Below are 17,424 nucleotides of genomic sequence, written 5' to 3' on the forward strand. Positions count from 1 at the left end.
CCGAGGATCCCACGTGCGCTTTCGTCTGACCCCCAGGGAGACGAGCTTCTACGACATGTTCGCCGCGTCAGCGGACAACATCGTCACGGGCTCCAAGCTCCTGATGGAACTGCTCGGAGCGGACGCGTCCGCCCGAGCCGAGATCGCCGAGCGGATGCGGGCAGCGGAGCACGCGGGGGACGACGCGACCCACGCGATCTTCCACCAGCTGAACTCCTCCTTCATCACGCCGTTCGACCGCGAGGACATCTACAACCTCGCCTCGTCGCTCGACGACATCATGGACTTCATGGAGGAGGCCGTCGACCTGGTCGTGCTCTACCAGGTCGAGGAGCTCCCGAAGGGCGTCGAGCAGCAGATCGAGGTCCTCGCGCGGGCCGCCGAGCTCACCGCCGAGGCCATGCCCAACCTCCGGACCATGACAAACCTCACCGAGTACTGGATCGAGGTGAACCGCCTCGAGAACCAGGCGGACCAGATCCACCGCAAGCTCCTGGCCCAGCTCTTCAACGGCAAGTACGACGCCATAGAGGTGCTGAAGCTCAAGCAGATCGTGGACGTGCTGGAGGAGGCCGCCGACGCGTTCGAGCACGTCGCCAACACGGTCGAGACCATCGCGGTCAAGGAGTCCTGACCCCCGGTGGACACCTTCGCTCTCGTCGTGACCATCGGGGTCGCGCTCGGCTTCACCTATACGAACGGCTTCCACGACTCCGCGAACGCCATCGCGACCTCGGTCTCCACGCGGGCGCTGACCCCGCGGGCGGCCCTCGCGATGGCGGCGGTGATGAACCTCGCCGGTGCCTTCCTGGGCAGCGGCGTCGCCAAGACCGTCAGTGAGGGCCTGATCGCCACGCCGGAGGGCCAGAAGGGGATGGGCATCCTCTTCGCGGCGCTGGTCGGCGCGATCGCCTGGAACCTCATCACCTGGTACTTCGGGCTTCCGTCGTCCTCCTCGCACGCCCTGTTCGGCGGCATGGTGGGCGCGGCGCTCGCGGGCGGCACCACGGTGATCTGGTCGGGGGTGATCGAGAAGGTCGTCATCCCGATGTTCCTCTCGCCCTTCGTCGGTCTGATCCTCGGCTATCTGGTGATGGTCGTGATCATGTGGATGTTCCGTAAGTCCAACCCGCACAAGGCCAAGCGCGGCTTCCGTATCGCGCAGACCGTCTCCGCGGCGGGCATGGCGCTCGGCCACGGTCTCCAGGACGCGCAGAAGACCATGGGCATCGTCGTGATGGCCCTGGTCATCGGCGACGTCGAGGGCAAGGGCGACGCGATCCCGCTGTGGGTCAAGCTCGCGTGCGCGCTGACGCTGTCCGCGGGTACGTACGCCGGTGGCTGGCGGATCATGCGGACGCTCGGGCGCCGGATCATCGAGCTGGACCCGCCGCAGGGCTTCGCGGCCGAGACGACGGCCGCGTCCGTGATGTACACGTCCTCGTTCATGTTCCAGGCGCCGATCTCCACGACGCACGTCATCACCTCCGCGATCATGGGTGTGGGCTCCACGAAGGGGTCGCGCGCGGTGCGCTGGGGCGTGGCCAAGAACATCGTTATGGGCTGGTTCATCACGATGCCGGCCGCGGCGCTCGTGGCCGCGTTCAGCTACTGGCTCGTGCTGCTGGCCTTCGGCTGACCTTTCCCACCCGCCCGTCTCACCGCGGGCGTCACATACACGTCACATACGGATGGGCCCGCCCCCTGCTACCGACAGGGGGCGGGCCCTTCGCCTTGCGGCGGCACCGCCAAGCAGCGCCGTAAGGCGGTCGGGGCCGGGGGCGTGGGCCCCCGGGGGAAGCCCGTACGCGGAGCGGCCCGCCCGGCGAGGGGCCCGCTCCGCCGTAGGCGGCCCTTATCCGAAGCGGCCCGAGATGTAGTCCTCGGTGGCCTGGACGGAGGGGTTCGAGAAGATGCGCGCGGTCTCGTCGATCTCGACCAGCTTGCCGGGCTGCCCGACGCCCGCGAGGTTGAAGAAGGCCGTACGGTCCGACACGCGCGCGGCCTGCTGCATGTTGTGCGTGACGATGACGATCGTGAACCGTTCCTTCAGCTCGCCGATCAGGTCCTCGATGGCCAGCGTGGAGATCGGGTCGAGCGCCGAGCAGGGCTCGTCCATCAGCAGCACCTGCGGCTCCACCGCGATCGCCCGCGCGATGCACAGGCGCTGCTGCTGACCGCCGGAGAGGCCCGCTCCCGGCTTGTTCAGCCGGTCCTTGACCTCCTTCCAGAGGTTGGCGCCCTGGAGCGACTTCTCCACGGTCGCGTCCATGTCGGCCTTGCGGACCCGGCCGCCGTTGAGGCGGATGCCCGCGGCCACGTTCTCGTAGATCGACATGGTCGGGAAGGGGTTCGGGCGCTGGAAGACCATGCCGACCGTGCGGCGCACGGAGACGGGGTCGACGCCGGGCCCGTAGAGGTTCTCGTCGTCGAGCATCACCTTGCCCTCGACGCGGCCGCCCGGGGTGACCTCGTGCATCCGGTTGAGGGTGCGCAGGAAGGTGGACTTGCCGCAGCCGGAGGGGCCGATGAAGGCCGTCACGGAGCGGGGCTCGACGGTCATCGAGATGTCCTCGATGGCCTTGTGGTTGCCGTAGTAGGCGTTGAGGCCGCCGACGTCGATGCGCTTGGCCATGGGAATCACTGCTTCTTTCGTGAACTGCCGGTCAGCGGCCGGTCTGCGGGGCCTTCCAGCGGGCGATGCCGCGGGCCACCAGGTTGAGGATCATGACGAAGGCGATGAGGACCAGGGCCGCGGCCCAGGCGCGGTCGTAGCTGGCCTCGTTGCCCGCGGCCCACTGCTCGTAGATGTAGTACGGCAGGGAGGACTGGGCGCCGTCGAAGGGGTTGTTGTTGATCACCTGGGAGCCGAAGACCAGGAGGACGATGGGGGCGGTCTCGCCGGCGATGCGGGCGACCGCCAGCATCATGCCGGTGGCGATGCCGCCGATGGCCGTGGGCAGGACGACCTTGAGGATCGTGCGCCACTTCGGCACGCCGAGGGCGAGGGACGCCTCGCGCAGCTCGTTCGGCACGAGCTTGAGCATCTCCTCGGTGGAGCGGACGACCACCGGCATCATCAGGATCGCCAGGGCCATCGACCCGGCGAAGCCGGAGTAGCCGAAGTCCAGCATGAGGATCCAGAAGCTCAGCACGAACAGGCCCGCGACGATCGACGGGACGCCCGTCATCACATCCACGAAGAAGGTGACCACCTTGGCGAGCCGCCCGCGCCCGTACTCCACGAGATAGACCGCGGTCAGCAGGCCGACCGGTGCCGCGATGGCGGTGGCGATGCCCACCTGCTCCAGGGTGCCGATGATCGCGTGGTAGACGCCGCCGCCGGGCTGGATGGTCAGCACGCCGGCCATCGAGTGGGTGAGGAAGGTGCCGTCGAGGACCTTCGAGCCGCGGCTGACCGTCTCCCAGCCCAGGGAGACCAGCGGGACGACGGCCACCAGGAAGCAGACCCACACCAGGCTGGTGGCCAGCCGGTCCTTGGCCTGCCTGCGGCCCTCGACGCGGGCGGCGAGGCCGTACATCCCGAGGACGAAGAGGAGCGCGGCGATCAGGCCCCACTGGATCCGGCTGCTCAGGCCGGCGCCGAGGCCGATCGCGATGCCGACGGCGGCCGAGGCCACGGCGACGGCGGGCGGTGCCCAGCGGGGGAGGCGCGGCCGGCGCAGGCTGCTGCCGGGCTGCGGGGCCTGGTCGGCGACCCGCGGCTGGTCGATCGTCACGTCGCTCATTCCGAGTACTCCTTGCGACGCGCGATGATCATCCGTGCCGCGCCGTTGACCAGCAGGGTCAGCAGGAACAGGACCAGGCCGGACGCGATCAGGGCGTCCTTGCCGATCTCGCCGGACTCCTTGAAGCTGCTCGCGATGTTCTGCGCGAACGTGCCGCCGCCCGGGTCGAGCAGGCTCTTGCCGATGAGGAAGCTGGGGGAGAGGACGGTCGCGACGGCCATGGTCTCGCCGAGCGCGCGGCCCAGACCGAGCATCGAGGCGCTGATGACGCCGGACCGGCCGAAGGGGAGCACCGACATCCGGATGACTTCCCAGCGGGTGGCGCCGAGCGCCAGCGCCGCCTCCTCGTGCATCTTCGGGGCCTGGAGGAAGACCTCGCGGCTGACGCTGGTGACGATCGGCAGGATCATGATCGCCAGCAGGATGCCGATGGTGAAGAGCGAGCGGGCGGCGCCGTCGTGGTAGGCGAGGACGCCGGTCCAGCCGAAGTAGTCGTCGAGCCAGCTGTAGAGCCCGCCGAGGTGCGGCACCAGGAAGAGGGCGCCCCACAGGCCGTACACGATGGACGGGACGGCGGCGAGCAGGTCGATCACGTACGCGACCGGGGTGGCGAGCCTGCGCGGCGCGTAGTGGGAGATGAAGAGCGCGACGCCGATGGCGACGGGGACCGCGATGACCATCGCGATCAGCGAGCTGACGACCGTGCCGAACGCCAGGACCGCGATGCCGAAGACCGGCGGGGTGGCGTTGGCGTTCCACTCGAAGGTGGTGAAGAAGTTTCCGTGGTCGTGCGAGAGGGCGTTGGCGGCCCGGACGGTGAGGAAGACCGCGATGGCGGCCATGATCACCAGCAGCAGGATTCCCGAGCCCCGGGAGAGGGCGAGGAAGACGCGGTCGCCGGCGCGGGCGGCGGACTTCGGCCGTCCCGCGGGGGCCGCGGGGCCGGGTGGGCCCGCTGCGGTCGTGCTGGATATGTCCATGGGTTGTCTCCGGTCTGCGGAGGCGGCCTTGGGGCCGGCCGCTCTCCTGGCGCGGCGGTGCACCGGACGGTGCGGCCGGACGCCCGCTGGGGGTCCGGCCGCACACGGGGTCAGGACAGGTTCGCGATGTTCTCGCGGACCTTCTTCGCGATCTCGGCGGGCAGCGGGGCGTAACCCATGCCCTTGAGGACGGACTGGCCGTCCTCGCTCGCGATGTAGGTCAGGAAGGACTTGGTGGCGGCCAGGGTGTCGGCCTTGTTGCCCTTGTCACCGACGACCTCGTAGGTCACCAGGGTGATCGGGTAGGCGCCCTCGGCCTTGGTGTTGTAGTTGAGCTGGAGCGCGAGGTCCTGGCCGGTGCCGACGATCTTCGCCTCGGCGATGGCCTTGGAGGCGTTGTCCGAGGTGGCCTCGACCGGGGCGGCGGCGCCGGTGTTGAGCTTCACCGTCTTGATCGAGTTGGCGGTGGCGTAGGACAGCTCGAAGTAGGAGATGGCGCCCTCGGTCTGCTTGACCTGCGAGGAGACACCGGCGGAGCCGTCGGCGGACTGGCCGCTCTTGGGCGCCCACGCCTTGGCGGGCGTGTACGGCCAGGACTTGTCGGCGGTCGCCTTGAGGTACTTCGTGAAGTTCTCCGTGGTGCCGGACTCGTCCGAGCGGTGGAACGCCTGGATCTTGGTGGCCGGCAGCTTGGCGTCCTTGTTGAGCTTGGCGATCGCCGGGTCGTCCCACTTCTCGATCTTGCCGTCGAAGATCTTGGCGAGGGTGTCCGCGTCCAGGACCAGGTTGTCCACGCCCGAGAGGTGGTAGCCGATCGCGATGGGGCCGCCGACCATCGGGAGGTCGATGCCCTGGCCGCCCTTGAGGACGCTCTTGGACTTGGCCACCTCCTCCGGCTTCAGCGCGGAGTCGGAGCCGGCGAAGGCGGTCTTGCCCTGGAGGAACTCCTGGATGCCCGCGCCCGAACCAGTGGGCTTGTAGTTGATCTGGATGTCCTTGCAGGCCGCCATGAAGTTCTTGACCCAGAGGTCCATGGCGTTCTTCTGCGCGGTCGAGCCCGAGGCCAGCAGCTGGCCCTTGCCGTCGCACTTGATGTTGCCTGCGGCCTTGGTGGCGCCACCGCTGCTGGTGTCGCTGCCGCTGTTGTTGTCCGAACCGCACGCCGTGAGGACCAGGGCGCCGGAGACGGCGATGGCGCCGAAGGCGACGGCGCGGAGCCGGTTCTTGCGCTGAAGCTTCACTTTTCGGGAGTTCCTTCCGGGAGCCGCCGCTGGGGCGGCGTGCGAGAGGTGGTCGGTGCGGTCCAGCCGTTCCGCTGTGGCCCCGAATGCCCGGGACCCGCACCCTCTACGACCGAAATTAGGCAGAACAGGTGAAGCGGTCGATGGGGCGGAGTGAACGGAGGGTGAACCTCACCGGTCAGGGTGGTAGCCGGTCGGGCGGCCAGTTTGCTGCCAGTGTGACGCAGATCTCTGTCCGTTTTCCGGTCGCCGTGGCAGCATCCGACTCTCGCGTGACGCTATGTCAGACCTGAGGGCGGAAGCCGCGGAGGTGGCCTGTGAGGTGGCACGGCAGGGGTACGGGCAGTGGGGACACGGGGACGCCCGGGGGCGGCGGCCGCCCGATCGCGACGACGGCCCTGGTCTGCGTGGTGGCCGTGGCGGGGGCCGCGTTCCTGCCGGGCGCGGCGTACGCGGATCCCAGCCCTCCGCCACGCGCCCTCGAAGACGTCCACAAGGAGGTGGAGGGCCTCTACCGGCAGGCGGAGGCCGCCACCGACGCGTACAACGCGGCCGGTGAGGAACAGCGCCTCCAGGAGAAGTCCATCGCCGGGCTCGCCCGCTCCGCGGCCGCCGCGCAGGAGCGGATGAACCGGCTCAAGGACCAGGCCGGCGCCCTGGCCCGCGCCCGCTACCGCGACGGCGGCATGCCGCCCCAGGCCCGGCTCTTCCTCTCCCCCTCACCCGAGACCTTCCTCGACGGCATCGCGCTCGCCCACAAGGGCGAGGCCGCCACCCGTGGCGTGATCGCCCAGCAGGCGGCCACCCAGAAGACCCTGGACGGCTACGCCAAGGCCGCCGGCGAGCGCTGGAAGACGCTGGACGGCGAGCGGAAGAAGAAGGAGTCCGCGAAGAAGGAGATCGAGGCGAAGCTCGCCGCCGCCAAGGAGCTGGAGTCGCGGCTGGAGGCGAAGGAGAAGGAACGGCTGCGTCAACTGGAGGAGGACCGGGCCCGCGAGGACCAGCGGAAGTGGCTCGCCTCCCGGTCCGAGAAGGGCGTGACCGTCGAGGAGGCCCTCCAGGGTTCCGGCGCCGGCGCCGCGTCCTCGGCCTCCGGTGACGGCAAGCGGGCCGTCGACTTCGCGACGGCCCAGATAGGCAAGGACTATGTGTGGGGCGCGGAGGGCCCCGACACGTACGACTGCTCCGGCCTCACCCTCAAGGCCTGGTCCGCGGCCGGCCGGGCCATCCCGCGGACCTCCCAGGAGCAGTGGCGACAGCTCCCCAGGGTCGACGTGAAAGACATGCGGCCGGGCGACCTGATCATCTATTTCGCGGACGCGAGCCATGTGGGGATGTACGTGGGGGACGGGACGATCGTGCATGCGCCGCGGCCTGGGCGGCAGGTGACGCTTGCGGGGGCGGGGACTATGCCGATCTTGGGGGTTGTGCGGCCTGGGTGACGGCGGGTTTGTGTGTGGCTGGGGTTGGTTCGCCCTTCGGGCGTGGCCTCAAGCGCCGGCCGGGCTGGGTGTGTGGCTGGGCCGCCGGGGGTGTGGCCTCAGGTGCCGGCCGGGCTGGGTTGGTGGCTGGGCCGGGGGTGTGGCCTCCGGGCTGAGGACCTGGAACGCGGTGCGTGGCGCCGCCTTACGTATTGAGTGCCGTGACGACGCACCGCGTTCCAGAACCTCACCCTCCGGCCCCACCCCCTCCGCCGGTGGGCAACATGAAGGCCGGTGGCGCCTTCCTCTTCAGCCGGGCGCGCGATCCTTTTCCGGCGGATGCGCTGTTCCTTCGGCCGGGTGCGCTGGTCTTTTCTTTTCCGCCGGGTGCGCGAAATTCAGCCCGTTGGGGGCACCTCCCAGCGGTAGCTGGGGGAGCTCCCGCCGCAGGCGGCAACGGACCCGCACGTCGGGGTCTGGGGCAGCGCCCCAGTTACGGGAAGGGGCGGGGTGGGGGAAAGCCCGCCGCAGGCGCCACGGATCCGCACTCGGGGGCTGGGGCGCGCCCCCCGCGCGGCGGAGCCGCGGATCAGATGCAGCCGGGAAGGGGCGGGGTTGGGGAAGAAGCTCGCCGCAGGCGCCACGGGCCCGCACAACGAACCCGCAACCCCGAAGAGCCCAGCGCGGCGCCGCGAAGCGAAAGCGCCAGGCAGGCGCCGGACGCGTCATCCCATGTGACCCCCGTCACCCCATGGGGTGACGTTTCTCATTGCGTGTTTCTCCCCTCACGCGCCAAATGCCGTCCAGGCAAGCGCATATGACAGCGGCGAGTGGCCCCGTTCCATTCCGTTCGAACGCGGCGGCCGCTAGGGTCGCGTTCGGCGCTCACCGATCGGTGGGCGCCGTGTTCTCGGGGGGAACGGAAGGAAGCCGTCACCATGTCCGTACCCGCGCCGAGGCTTGCGGAGGCGCCCCCGCTCGACGCCGGGCTGACCCTGCTGGTGATCGAGAGCGACCCCGGCGGCTCGCTGTCCGTGCCCGAGATGGCTGAGATGTCCGGTCCGGCGGGCAAGCCGGTCCGTATCCGTACCGCCCGCAACCTCACCGAGGCCGAGCGGCTGCTCACCGACGACGTGCACTGCATCCTTCTCGACCTCGCCCTGCCCGCCCCCGACCGGGTCTGCGAGCCGGCCTGTGTCACCGCCGGCTGTGCCGGTGACGGCGAGGCGCACGTGCCCGAGGCCCGGGACGAGCTGGACACCCTGCGCCAGGTGCTGCGCCTCGCACCCCGGCACGCCGTCCTCGCGCTGACCGCGGAGACGGACGCCGAGCGGGCCGCCGAGGCCGTACGAGTGGGGGCGCAGGACTACCTCTTCCGGGACGAGCTCGACGGGCGGGTGCTCAGCCGGGCCATCCGCTACGCCGTCGAGCGAAAGCGCGCGGACCTCGCCCAGCACCAGCTCACCGAGTCCCGGCTGCGCGCCCAGGAGAACGCCCGGCTGGAGCGCGGGCTGCTGCCGACGCCGCTGCTGGCCGGTTCCGACCTGCGGTTCGCCGCCCGCTACCGGCCGGGCCGCAGCCGTGCGCTGCTCGGCGGCGACTTCTACGACACCGTGCGGACGCCCGACGGCACCGTCCACGCGATGATCGGCGACGTCAGCGGCCACGGGCCGGACGAGGCCGCGCTCGGCGTCGAACTCCGCATAGCGTGGCGGGCCTTGACGCTCGCCGGGCTGTGCGGCGACGAGCTGCTCTCCACGCTCCAGCAGGTGCTCGAGCACGAGCGCGCGGACGAGGAGACGTTCGCGACGCTGTGTGCCGTCGACATATCGCCGGACGGGCGCCGCGCGGGCCTGAGTCTGGCGGGCCACCCGGCGCCCCTGCTCGTACGCCCCGGCCAGGCCCCGCGCCTGCTGCCGCAGGACAGCGGCGGCCCCGCGCTCGGCCTGCTCCGGCACGCCCGCTGGCCGCGCCGGCAGATCGAACTGGGCGGCCGCTGGAGCCTGATGATGTACACCGACGGCCTGATCGAGGGCAGGATCGGCGAGGGCGCGCGGCGCCTGGGCCAGGAGGGCATCGTCGAGCTGGTCACCCGGCAGGTCAAGGACGGCCTGTCCGGGGAGGCGCTGCTCGACGCGGCGGTGACGGAGGTACGGGCGCTGAACGGCGGCGAGTTGACGGACGACCTGGCGGTGCTCCTGCTGGACCGCGGCTGAGGCCCGTCCGTCCGCGGCTCAGTACCTGCCGCCGCCCCGCGGTCCCCGCCTCGGCCAGCTCCGCCGGCCGTTGATTCGCTTGAGCGTCGCCCGTACTTCCACGTAGTAGACGATGGTGGCGATGAGGGCCGCGAGGATCAGGAGGAAGCCGAGGCCGCCGAAGATGCCCGCCAGCGCGGCCCAGCCGCCGCCCAGATAGCGCGCCGACGGCAGCCCGGAGACGAGCGCCGCCAGGGCCATGACAGTGATCCAGAAGCGCTTCGTCTGCTTGTCGGCCGCGCGGAAGGCGTCCTCGCGGGTGGTGGCCGCGTCGACGACGGCCGCCAGCGCGAACAGGCACAGCACCCTGGGGAGCCATTCCGCGAGCCAGCCGATGGCGCTGCCGAACCCGTCAACCAACACGTGGCTCACCTCAAGGTCGTTCCGTTACGGGCGCTTGCGCCCGCCACGGTACCGGGAGAACGGTCCGGGCACGCGGCACACCGCCCCGGACCGCTCCCGGCCCGTCCTGCTTACTGGTCCTCGGACTTGGCGTCCGTCTTCTTCGGGGCGGCCGCGGTCTTGCGGGCGGCGGCGGGCTTCCGTGCCGCGGCGGGCTTGGCGTCGGCGTCCTGCGCGTCGGCGGCGGGCTTCGCGTCGCTCTCCGGCTCGATGGCGACGGCGATGTCGGCGACCTCGTCGGCGGCCTCGCCGCGCCAGGTCTTCACGGCGACGCGCCCGCGCTCGGCCAGCTTCTCGTACTGCTCGCCGGCCTTCGCCGCGTAGCCCACGGCCTGGCCGACGCCCTGGAGCAGCAGGTCCTGGGCGGACTGGCCGAACTTCTTCGCGTCGTTGTCGAAGTTGCCGACGATCTCGGTGAACTTCGCGCTCACCGTCGCCTGCGTCTCCTTGGCCCGCTGGGTCACCTTCTGCTGAAGGGCCTTGGGGTCGGTGTTCCGCAGTTGCTCGAAGCGCTGGGGGGCCTCGGCGACGACCTGCCCGATCACCTCGAAGGTGAGGTCGGCGGCCCCGGCCGCGGCGTACGCGGTGTCGGTCGCGGCCTTGCGGAAATCCTGGGTGGTGGCCATGGCGATGGTCTCCCGGTCAGCTCGAAGATTTGCTGTCGTCGTCCGTCGCGAGCCCGTTCTCCTTACGGAAGGACTCGTAGATCTGGAGCAGCACCTGCTTCTGCTGCTCGTTGATCGCGGGGTCGGCGAGGATCACACTGCGGACCTCCGCGTCGCCCCGGTCCCGCTCGTCGAGAATCCCGGCCTGCACGTACAAGGTCTCGGCGGAGATCCGCAGCGCCCTCGCGAGCTGCTGGAGGATCTCGGCACTCGGCTTGCGCAGGCCGCGCTCGATCTGGCTGAGATACGGATTGGACACCCCCGCGGCATCGGCGAGCTGCCGCAGCGTCAGCTGCGCGTTGCGCCGCTGCTCCCGCAGATACTCACCGAGATTGCCGACGTTGAGTGATCCCATGCGCTCGATGCTGCCCCACGTTGCTAACTTTTGCAAGCGGCTGCTTGCAAAAGTGTCTGTGGCGGTGTGTGGCTGAGCGCTGTAGGTGGCCCGTGAGTGTTGTGGCCGGCCTGGGAGGGGTGGCTGCGGTCGCGCCCGGAAGGACGGCGTCAGGCGTTCCGGCTTCGCGTTCCAGGCGGCTTGCGGCTGCCCTGGTCGAAGAGCGTTTCCGCGTTCCGGAGTGCCTGGATTTTGTGGCGGCGCGGGCGGGGTGCCCGGCACGCTCGGGTCGTTCAGGTGCCGCCCCTCACCGGACAGGCGCGGGGCGGGGCCGACGGCTCGGATCAAGGGAGATTCGCATGCGGCGTCTTGCCACCACACTCGGAGTGCTCGGCTCGAGCGTTGCGCTCACGCTCGGTCTCACTCAATCGGCCTCGGCCGCGACCGGAACCCTGATGTTCAACGGTGGCCGCTGGGAGAACCCCACCGGCTGCCACGCGAGCAACTGGCCCGGCGACCCCGCATTGATCATCAACGGCACCGACAGCATCGCCTACGTGTACTCGGACCTGTACTGCGAGCAGTTCATCTCCATTGTGCTGCCGTTGCAGGAAGGGACAGTGCCGCACGCATGGTCTGTCGCCTTCCACTAGGCGGCGCCCCGGCCGGTGATCTCGCGTCGGCCGCCACCGCGAGGGCAGCGGAACCCCCGCACCCGCGCCCGGTCGACACCATGCGGCAGCGCGCCGTACTGCTCGCCAACCGTTCAACTGGCCACCTGCAACGCTCAGTCGCAGCCGTGATCGTTCGCCCCGGCCCGGCGCAGATGGCGGGTCACATCGCCGACGAGGTTGATGCGGACCCGCCGTTCGGTGAAGTGCCACTGTCCGTCGCGGCGTTCGAAGCGGTCGTGGTAGCGGCCGCCGGCGATGGGCTGCAGTGGCAGGTCGGGCAGGGCCTGCAGCACGGTGACGTACGAGCGGGAGACCGCCGTGCCGGCCTGTTCGTCGACCTCGACGGCGATGTTGGTCGTGACGTGCTGGGTCCGCGGTGTGCCGTCGGCATAGAGGATGACGGTGTCCCGGAATATCTTCTCGATCGCGTCGCGGCCGCTCACCGGTGCGCCGCTGCCGGTGGAACCGATGAAGACGGCCTCGGCGAGAAGGGCGCCGAGCCCCGCGAAATCACCGTCGTCCACGAGCTCGGCGTAGCGCGCGATCAGGTTCTCGACCGCCCGGTGGCTCGGCGTCGGGTCGGCGGGCGTACGGGCGGGCGTGGACAAGGTCTCCTCCAGGGGCGGGACGAGCGGTCTTCAGCGTATGTCCCCTGCCCATATGTCCCTTGCCCAGGTGGGTGACGCGGTCGGGCCGCTCAGAGCTGGGCCGACCGGTCGGTGTGCTGAGTCAGGTCACGCTCCGCCGCTTCGAGGATGTTCGTGAAGGTGCGCGTGAGGATCGGGCGTACGGCGTGGCGCGTGAGGGCGGGGCCGATCAGCGGGATGGGGAGTCCGGCCCGGGTGGTCCAGCGGACGTGGGTGCCGGCGTCGGTCTCGGCGAAGGTCATGCGGCCGAGCTCGTGCCTCGACGGCGGGAAGCTGCGGTCGACGACGTACTCCGTGGCGTACGGCGCGTCGTAGAGGGTGATGCGCTCCCGGAACCAGCCGATCAGCCAGAGGTGGCTGCGCACCGCGCCGACGCCGTACGGCGCCGACTCGCCCCGCCGGGTCAGCCGGCAGCGCACCACCAGGGGCGACTTCGTGTAGTTGGTGGTCGTGGTGAGCCAGGCGAAGACGTCCTCGATCGGGGCGTCGATGACACGCTCAACTGTCATGGTTTCCACGGTTGGTGGCCTCCTCTGTCGAGTGGGAGCACCGCCTCGGCGCGGTGCAGCTTGTCCGGGTTGCGCATGCCGTAGAGGCCCGTGATCCGTCCGTCGTGGATCTCGAACGCGACGAGCCAGTCGAGCTCGCCGCCGGTGACGAACCGTGCCGCGGGCATGCCGTTGTACGTGGCGTGCTCGACGCGCGTCGCCTCGGTCGTCGTACGGAGCACGCCGATGACGAACCGGGCGACGTCGGCGCTGCCGGTGATCGGGTGGCGGGCGGCGACGACCTTCCCGCCGCCGTCGGAGATCTGCACGACGTCGGGCGCCAACAGGTCCATCAGCGCCTGGACCTCACCGGTCGACGCCGCGAGCAGGAAGCGCTGGACGATCTCCCGGCCGGCGTCGGAGTCGGGCTCGAAGCGGCGCCGCCGCGCGTGGACGTGACGGCGGGCCCGGTGGGCGATATGCCGGACGGTGACCTCGGTCTTGCCGATCGAGGCGGCGATCTCGCCGTGGGTGTAGCCGAACACGTCGTGCAGCACGAACACCGCGCGCTCCGCCGGTCCCAGCGTCTCCAGGACGAGCATCATGGCCATCGACACCGACTCGGCCAGGATCGCGTCCTCGCTCACCTCGGGCGCGGTGCGGATCGGCTCGGGCAGCCAGCTGCCGACGTACTCCTCGCGCCGCGCCTTCACCGCCCGCAGGTGGTTGAGCGCCTGCCGGGTCACCACGCGGACGAGGTAGGCCCGCGGGTGCTCGACCGTGGCCGGGTCGACCGCGCTCCACCGCAGATAGCTCTCCTGGAGCACGTCCTCGGCGTCGGCCGCGCTGCCCAGCATCTCGTAGGCGATGGTGAACAGCAGCGGCCGGTGCTCGCTGAAGGCGTCCTCGCTCATGGCTGATCCCGCTCCTCTCCTCGGACCGGTCGTCGTGTGCCCACCGGGCCGTACGCCCATGAGACACACCGCACCGGCGAACCGTGACAGGTCGCGACTGTGGTTCACGTCACAGCCTCCGAAGGGGTTCGCCCCGGCCGCCGCGTCACATTCCCGCCCCGCCGGGAGTCATCGCTGTGGATCCGCGGAACCCGCAGAGCGCAGCCGACGGGATCCCGCGGAGCACAGCCGACGAGATGTGGAGCAGCCATGACACCGACCATCCTGGTCACCGGCGGTACGGGCACCCTGGGTGGCCATGTCGTCCCCCTGCTGCGGGCGGCCGGCCGCGAGGTGCGGGTGCTCAGCCGGGGCGTCCGTGAGTCCGTGGACGGCGTCGAGTACGTGACCGGGGACCTGCTCAAGGACGAGGGCATCGAGGCCGCGGTGGCCGGGGCCCCGGTCGTGCTGCACCTCGCGGGCGGCGCCAAGGGCGACGACGAGGCGACCCGGAACCTGGTGCGGGCCGCCGTGGGCGCCGGGGTGCGGCACTTGATCTACATCTCGGTCATCGGGGCGGACACGATCCCGCTGGGCTACTTCCGGTCCAAGCTGGGCGCGGAGCGGGCCGTGGCCGGATCCGGCCTGCCCTGGACCACGCTGCGCGCCGCCCAGTTCCACGACCTGGCCCTGACCGTGGCGGGGAAGATGGCGAAGATGCCGGTCGTCCCCGCGCCGGGCGGGCTCCGGTGGCAGCCGGTCGACTCCCGCGAGGTGGCGGCCCGGCTCGTGGAACTGGCCCTCGGCGAACCGGCGGGCCTGGTGCCGGACCTGGCCGGGCCCGCGGTGTACGGGTTCGCCGAGCTCACCCACGGATATCTGCGGGCGTGCGGCAAGAAGCGGTTGACGCTGCCGGTCCGCATGCCGGGGAAGGTCGGCCGCGCCTATCGCTCCGGTGCCAATCTGACGCTCGAAGGCGCGGTCGTGGGCAGGCGGACGTGGGAGGACTTCCTGGCGGAACGGGTGGGGTAGTCGGTCCGCCGGGCGCGTGGGGCTTCCGTCCGCACGCCTACGACCTCGGCCCGATGTGTCCCGCGTGCCGCGTCGGTAGCGTCACCGGTCATGAAGATCATGGACCCGCCCCGCGGCCCCGAGCGGCGCAAGGCCGACGTACTGGCGCGGCTGGAGAGCGAATTGGACATCTGGGTCGCCTCGGCGTCCGCGGACGGGGCGCCGTGCCTGGTCCCGCTGTGGTTCGTGTGGCACGACGGGGCGCTGTGGCTCTCCACCGTCGCCACCAACCCGACCGGGCGCAACCTCCGCGACACCGGCCGGGCCCGCCTCGCGCTCGGTCACACGCGGGACGTCGTCATCATCGACGGCGCGGTGGAGACCTTCACCGCGGCCGGGGTCCCGGCCGCGGCGGCGGAGGCGTTCCAGCGGCGTACGGGCTGGGACCCGCGCGGGAGCGGCAAACCGTACGCGTACTTCCAGGTGCGCCCCGAGTCCGTCCAGGCGTGGCACGAGGAGCGCGAACTGAAAGGCCGTCACATCATGCGCGACGGCGCGTGGGTGGTCTGACGGAGCCCCGGTTCAGGGGCGCCTGCCCGAGACCACCGTGGCGTACAGGTCCTCGTCGTGGGTCACCTCGGCGATCAGGCCGGCGCGGGTGAACGAGGCGGCCGTGGCGGCGGCCTGGCGTCCGCTCGTCTCGACCAGGAGGTGCCCGCCGGGCGCGAGCCAGGTGAGGGCCTCGGCGGCCACGCGGCGCTGCACCGCGAGACCGTCCGAGCCGCCGTCGAGCGCCACATGGGGCTCGTGGACGCGGGCCTCGGGCGGCAGGAACTCGATCTGTTCGGTGGGGACGTACGGCGCGTTGGCCACCAGGACGTCGACGCGGCCCTTCAGCGTGGCGGGCAGCGGGGCGTAGAGGTCGCCCTCGTGGACCGGGGCGCCCGCCGCGAGATTGCGGCGGGCGCAGCGCACCGCGGCCGGGTCGATGTCGGCGGCGTGCAACTCCGCGCCGGGCAGGGCCGCGAGGAGCGCGGCGCCGACCGCGCCGGAGCCGCAGCACAGGTCGACGATCACGGGGGAGGGGCCGCCGGACAGCGCGGCGGCCTGCCGGACGAGGTGTTCCGTACGCCGCCGGGGCACGAAGACGCCCGGGTCCACGGCTATGCGCAGGCCGTAGAACTCGGCCCAGCCGAGGACGTGTTCGAGAGGCAGGCCGACGACCCGCTGGTCGACCATGCGGGCGGCGTCCTCCGGCGTGCGGGCCGTGGTGAGGATCAGCCGGGCCTCCTCCTCGGCGAAGACGCAGCCCGCGGCGCGCAGCCGGGTGACGACGGAGGGGGAAACGAGAGGTGTGGGAGCAGACATGAGAGCCTTCCGGGAAACCGAAGGGCGCTCTCGCGGTTCACCCGCGCGGGGCGGACCGTACGGCCACGAGGGGAGAGCACCCGGCCTGAACAGCGGTAATGGGTCTCACCTCCTCGATCTGCGTACTGCCTGAACCGCCCACCCTACCCGACGGGTCCGGCCGGGAGGCCGTCGGCGATCAGCCTGTGGACCGAGGCCGCCATGCTCGCGGCGAAGGCGTCCCGGGCCGCGGGCTCCAGCAGGTCCAGGGACAAATACGGATTGAGGTCTTCCAGTTCCACCAGGAGGAGTTCACCACCGGGCGCCCGGCAGGCGTCCACGCGCTGGATGCCGTGGTCGATGTCGTTCCAGTCGACGAACCGCTGCGCGAACTCCAGGTCGGCGGCGGTGGGTTCGTACGCCACCAGCTCCCAGCGCCGGTCGGGCCGCGGCGCGTAAAGGGCGTACTGGAAATCCCGGTCCACGAAGTAGAACGACACCTCGTAGGCGAAGGGAATGCGCGGCTGCACCAGGACGTCCCCGTAAGGGAGTTCCGCGAGCCGGTCCCTGGAGACGAATTCCAGACCTATGGAATCCGCGCCGAGCTTCGGCTTGACGACGTATTCGTCCGCCTCCGGCAGACGGCCGATGTCCCGCGCGTCGTCGATGGTCGGGATGACGGGAAAACCGGCGGCGGTCAGCTCGAGGAGATACTGCTTGCCGACCATGTCGGCCTTGCCGGACAACTGGTTGTAGACCCGCACCCCGCGCTTCTCCGCGAGCGCGCGGAAATCGTCGTACGCGGCTTGGTAGTGCAGCACGGGCCCGCTGTTACGGATCACGACCGCGTCGAAGTCCGCCATCAGCGCGGCCGCGTCCAGGGGATGGCACAGGGCGATGTCGAATTCCCCGCGCAGCCGGGAGGAGAGGAAGATGTCCTCGTCGCAGTACCGGCGCCCGCGGGCCTCGTAGGCGAGGTCGGTGACGTAGAGGAGGCGGCGGCGGTTCGGCTCGGCGGGCATGGTTTCTCCTGGTGGATCGGCTGCTCGCCAAATTACACGGGGTGTGTGGGTGTGGGTGTGGGTGCGTTGCGCCTGCGGCGGGCTTGTTCCCCAGCCCCGCCCCTCCCCGAACTGGGGCGTGTGCCCCAGGCCCCCGGGTGCGGGTTGGTGGGCGCCTGCGGCGGGCTTTGTTCCCCTACCCCGCCCCTTCCCGAAACTGGGGGCAAGCCCCCAGACCCCCGAAGCACGCTTCGCGCGCTGTCCTCAAACTCCCCCAGCTACCGCTGGGAGGTGCCCCCAACGGGCTGAAAAGAAA

The 17,424-nt window shown here is 70.8% G+C and carries 19 protein-coding genes; 7 read left to right on the forward strand and 12 right to left on the reverse strand.

The genetic code is table 11. The features are described from left to right. Nucleotides 1-13: 13 nt before the first annotated feature. Both AB0435_RS26020 and AB0435_RS26025 read left to right on the forward strand, forming a co-directional pair. The gene (locus tag AB0435_RS26020; protein WP_366005229.1) at nucleotides 14-634 is read left to right on the forward strand and encodes a DUF47 family protein; all 621 of its coding nucleotides are present in this window, start codon (nucleotides 14-16) and stop codon (nucleotides 632-634) included. Between the two features lie 6 nt (nucleotides 635-640). Further along, nucleotides 641-1,639, forward strand: a complete 999-nt coding sequence (locus tag AB0435_RS26025; protein ID WP_366005228.1) for an inorganic phosphate transporter — start codon at nucleotides 641-643, stop codon at nucleotides 1,637-1,639. Nucleotides 1,640-1,855: 216 nt separating this feature from the next. Here the strand turns inward: AB0435_RS26025 and pstB are convergent, their stop codons facing one another. From pstB to pstS, 4 genes are all read right to left on the reverse strand, one after another. Continuing rightward, nucleotides 1,856-2,635 carry a phosphate ABC transporter ATP-binding protein PstB gene (gene pstB / locus AB0435_RS26030; protein ID WP_366005227.1) on the reverse strand — a complete coding sequence of 260 codons (780 nt, stop codon included), beginning with the start codon at nucleotides 2,633-2,635 and terminating at the stop codon, nucleotides 1,856-1,858. A 31-nt stretch (nucleotides 2,636-2,666) separates the two neighbouring features. Then, nucleotides 2,667-3,749, reverse strand: coding sequence for a phosphate ABC transporter permease PstA (gene pstA / locus AB0435_RS26035; RefSeq protein ID WP_366005226.1), 1,083 nt, complete (start codon nucleotides 3,747-3,749; stop codon nucleotides 2,667-2,669). Then, nucleotides 3,746-4,729, reverse strand: a complete 984-nt coding sequence (gene pstC, locus AB0435_RS26040) for a phosphate ABC transporter permease subunit PstC (protein ID WP_366428078.1) — start codon at nucleotides 4,727-4,729, stop codon at nucleotides 3,746-3,748. Before pstC ends, pstA begins: the two co-directional genes overlap by 4 nt. A gap of 110 nt (nucleotides 4,730-4,839) precedes the next feature. Beyond that, on the reverse strand, nucleotides 4,840-5,970 hold the full coding sequence (gene pstS, locus AB0435_RS26045; RefSeq protein WP_366428079.1) for a phosphate ABC transporter substrate-binding protein PstS: 1,131 nt from the start codon (nucleotides 5,968-5,970) through the stop codon (nucleotides 4,840-4,842). Between the two features lie 416 nt (nucleotides 5,971-6,386). Between pstS and AB0435_RS26050 the strand changes: the two genes are divergently transcribed. Then, on the forward strand, nucleotides 6,387-7,412 hold the full coding sequence (locus AB0435_RS26050; RefSeq protein ID WP_366428089.1) for an NlpC/P60 family protein: 1,026 nt from the start codon (nucleotides 6,387-6,389) through the stop codon (nucleotides 7,410-7,412). A gap of 917 nt (nucleotides 7,413-8,329) precedes the next feature. Further along, nucleotides 8,330-9,607, forward strand: coding sequence for a fused response regulator/phosphatase (locus AB0435_RS26055; protein WP_366428080.1), 1,278 nt, complete (start codon nucleotides 8,330-8,332; stop codon nucleotides 9,605-9,607). Between the two features lie 18 nt (nucleotides 9,608-9,625). On the opposite strand, the gene AB0435_RS26060 is transcribed toward AB0435_RS26055, so the two are convergent. The 3 genes from AB0435_RS26060 to AB0435_RS26070 form a co-directional block, all read right to left on the reverse strand. Beyond that, on the reverse strand, nucleotides 9,626-10,009 hold the full coding sequence (locus AB0435_RS26060; RefSeq protein ID WP_366007769.1) for a DUF2516 family protein: 384 nt from the start codon (nucleotides 10,007-10,009) through the stop codon (nucleotides 9,626-9,628). Nucleotides 10,010-10,119: 110 nt separating this feature from the next. Beyond that, nucleotides 10,120-10,674, reverse strand: a complete 555-nt coding sequence (locus AB0435_RS26065; protein ID WP_366428081.1) for a hypothetical protein — start codon at nucleotides 10,672-10,674, stop codon at nucleotides 10,120-10,122. A 16-nt stretch (nucleotides 10,675-10,690) separates the two neighbouring features. Beyond that, a complete protein-coding gene (locus tag AB0435_RS26070; RefSeq protein WP_361525517.1) occupies nucleotides 10,691-11,068 on the reverse strand; it encodes a helix-turn-helix transcriptional regulator in 378 nt (125 codons plus the stop codon). Between the two features lie 338 nt (nucleotides 11,069-11,406). Here AB0435_RS26070 and AB0435_RS26075 point away from each other — a divergent pair, with 338 nt between their 5' ends. After that, on the forward strand, nucleotides 11,407-11,700 hold the full coding sequence (locus AB0435_RS26075; protein ID WP_366428082.1) for a hypothetical protein: 294 nt from the start codon (nucleotides 11,407-11,409) through the stop codon (nucleotides 11,698-11,700). Between the two features lie 134 nt (nucleotides 11,701-11,834). Here the strand turns inward: AB0435_RS26075 and AB0435_RS26080 are convergent, their stop codons facing one another. From AB0435_RS26080 to AB0435_RS26090, 3 genes are all read right to left on the reverse strand, one after another. After that, nucleotides 11,835-12,329: a nuclear transport factor 2 family protein gene (locus AB0435_RS26080; protein WP_366428083.1), complete on the reverse strand. Its 495-nt coding sequence runs from the start codon at nucleotides 12,327-12,329 to the stop codon at nucleotides 11,835-11,837. Nucleotides 12,330-12,418: 89 nt separating this feature from the next. Continuing rightward, nucleotides 12,419-12,886, reverse strand: coding sequence for an SRPBCC family protein (locus tag AB0435_RS26085; RefSeq protein ID WP_366428084.1), 468 nt, complete (start codon nucleotides 12,884-12,886; stop codon nucleotides 12,419-12,421). Beyond that, nucleotides 12,874-13,770, reverse strand: a complete 897-nt coding sequence (locus AB0435_RS26090) for an RNA polymerase sigma-70 factor (RefSeq protein WP_366428085.1) — start codon at nucleotides 13,768-13,770, stop codon at nucleotides 12,874-12,876. Before AB0435_RS26090 ends, AB0435_RS26085 begins: the two co-directional genes overlap by 13 nt. A 249-nt stretch (nucleotides 13,771-14,019) precedes the next feature. Between AB0435_RS26090 and AB0435_RS26095 the strand changes: the two genes are divergently transcribed. Then, the gene (locus AB0435_RS26095; RefSeq protein WP_366007775.1) at nucleotides 14,020-14,781 is read left to right on the forward strand and encodes an NAD(P)H-binding protein; all 762 of its coding nucleotides are present in this window, start codon (nucleotides 14,020-14,022) and stop codon (nucleotides 14,779-14,781) included. Nucleotides 14,782-14,871: 90 nt separating this feature from the next. Next, nucleotides 14,872-15,330 carry a pyridoxamine 5'-phosphate oxidase family protein gene (locus AB0435_RS26100; protein ID WP_366428086.1) on the forward strand — a complete coding sequence of 153 codons (459 nt, stop codon included), beginning with the start codon at nucleotides 14,872-14,874 and terminating at the stop codon, nucleotides 15,328-15,330. A 12-nt stretch (nucleotides 15,331-15,342) separates the two neighbouring features. Here AB0435_RS26100 and AB0435_RS26105 read toward each other — a convergent pair whose 3' ends face one another. Next, nucleotides 15,343-16,128 carry a putative protein N(5)-glutamine methyltransferase gene (locus AB0435_RS26105; RefSeq protein ID WP_366428087.1) on the reverse strand — a complete coding sequence of 262 codons (786 nt, stop codon included), beginning with the start codon at nucleotides 16,126-16,128 and terminating at the stop codon, nucleotides 15,343-15,345. Between the two features lie 143 nt (nucleotides 16,129-16,271). After that, the gene (locus AB0435_RS26110) at nucleotides 16,272-17,129 is read right to left on the reverse strand and encodes a hypothetical protein (protein WP_366007778.1); all 858 of its coding nucleotides are present in this window, start codon (nucleotides 17,127-17,129) and stop codon (nucleotides 16,272-16,274) included. Nucleotides 17,130-17,424: the final 295 nt, after the last annotated feature.

The sequence above is a fragment of the Streptomyces sp. NPDC051173 genome (assembly GCF_040689515.1).
GTDB lineage: Bacteria > Actinomycetota > Actinomycetes > Streptomycetales > Streptomycetaceae > Streptomyces.

Bases quoted from the DNA above. Each gene is read 5' to 3' on its own strand.
- AB0435_RS26055 (WP_366428080.1), top strand. From the start codon at position 8,330: ATGTCCGTACCCGCGCCGAGGCTTGCGGAGGCGCCCCCGCTCGACGCC.
- pstB (WP_366005227.1), bottom strand. From the start codon at position 2,635: ATGGCCAAGCGCATCGACGTCGGCGGCCTCAACGCCTACTACGGCAAC.
- AB0435_RS26065 (WP_366428081.1), bottom strand. From the start codon at position 10,674: ATGGCCACCACCCAGGATTTCCGCAAGGCCGCGACCGACACCGCGTAC.
- pstC (WP_366428078.1), bottom strand. From the start codon at position 4,729: ATGGACATATCCAGCACGACCGCAGCGGGCCCACCCGGCCCCGCGGCC.
- AB0435_RS26090 (WP_366428085.1), bottom strand. From the start codon at position 13,770: ATGAGCGAGGACGCCTTCAGCGAGCACCGGCCGCTGCTGTTCACCATC.
- pstA (WP_366005226.1), bottom strand. From the start codon at position 3,749: ATGAGCGACGTGACGATCGACCAGCCGCGGGTCGCCGACCAGGCCCCG.
- AB0435_RS26075 (WP_366428082.1), top strand. From the start codon at position 11,407: ATGCGGCGTCTTGCCACCACACTCGGAGTGCTCGGCTCGAGCGTTGCG.
- AB0435_RS26100 (WP_366428086.1), top strand. From the start codon at position 14,872: ATGAAGATCATGGACCCGCCCCGCGGCCCCGAGCGGCGCAAGGCCGAC.
- AB0435_RS26105 (WP_366428087.1), bottom strand. From the start codon at position 16,128: ATGTCTGCTCCCACACCTCTCGTTTCCCCCTCCGTCGTCACCCGGCTG.
- AB0435_RS26070 (WP_361525517.1), bottom strand. From the start codon at position 11,068: ATGGGATCACTCAACGTCGGCAATCTCGGTGAGTATCTGCGGGAGCAG.
- AB0435_RS26095 (WP_366007775.1), top strand. From the start codon at position 14,020: ATGACACCGACCATCCTGGTCACCGGCGGTACGGGCACCCTGGGTGGC.
- AB0435_RS26110 (WP_366007778.1), bottom strand. From the start codon at position 17,129: ATGCCCGCCGAGCCGAACCGCCGCCGCCTCCTCTACGTCACCGACCTC.